The organism is Arthrobacter terrae (genome assembly GCF_015708085.1).
Taxonomy (GTDB): Bacteria; Actinomycetota; Actinomycetes; order Actinomycetales; family Micrococcaceae; genus Arthrobacter_M; species Arthrobacter_M terrae.
The window spans coordinates 1-868 of the sequence record NZ_JADNYM010000061.1; the positions used below are offsets into that span (position 1 = coordinate 1).

Here is an 868-nt window from a genome sequence, read left to right on the forward strand (position 1 = left end):
AGCTGGATCCGGTCGCGGGGGCGGAGTTGATGGCGATTTTGAATCCGTTGTCCGCTCCGCGTCCGGATCAGCGGGGCGTGGACGGGTCCCTGGTCGGGGTGGATGCCCGGACCCCGGATCAGCGTCGGGCTGACGCGATCACTGAAATCGCCCGTGCTGCCGGGGCTTACCTCAACTTCCCCCACCCACAACACAACAACCCCAACAGCAGCGACAGCGACAGGACCGGCGGCACGGACAGCGCCGAAGCCAACGGCGCTATTGAGGGCATGGGTTCTTCTGAGGCAGGCAGCGGCGGCTCTGCCGAAGATGGTGATGGCGGTTCTGCTGGTGATGGGAGTGGGTGGGTGCATCCGGAAATGGATGCCCGGGCCCAGGCAGTAGCTGCTGCGGCCCAGGCCGAGGACCTGTTCTCCCTCACCCCAACCAACGACACCACGCCCACAGACCAAGACACCGGCAACGGCACCGGCGCTGACACCGGCACCGGTCCGGGAACGGAGGCGGAGACGGGATTCGGTCCAGAGACAGAGACAGAGTGTGTGTGATCAACTATTTGTAGGCCGTTTCAGCTAGGAATGTAGGCCAAGTTAGCGGCTCGTTTCAGGCCAAAAGAGCGCTAAGAATCAGGTCAGTTTTTTCCCCTCCAAATCATGGTTTCGGGGTTGGCCTTCAGATAGAGATCACCCGGTGGCCGGGGCCCGTCCAGAGTGTTGGGGACATGGGCCCGCCACTACCTCCGATAAGTTCCTTACGGCGCTGCCATTGCGAAGCGTATGCGCCGGAAGGGCTAGAAAGCAGATGACGGTACCCATGTCCGTACAAGAAAGTATCAGAAAGCTCGACTCCCAGGGGGTTCCTGGCCGTG

The 868-nt window shown here is 62.1% G+C and carries 1 pseudogene; it reads left to right on the forward strand.

What is annotated here, in order from left to right:
* Window positions 1-548, forward strand: a pseudogene (locus IV500_RS21150) (13E12 repeat family protein); the annotation flags it as partial.
* Window positions 549-868 lie beyond the last annotated feature (320 nt).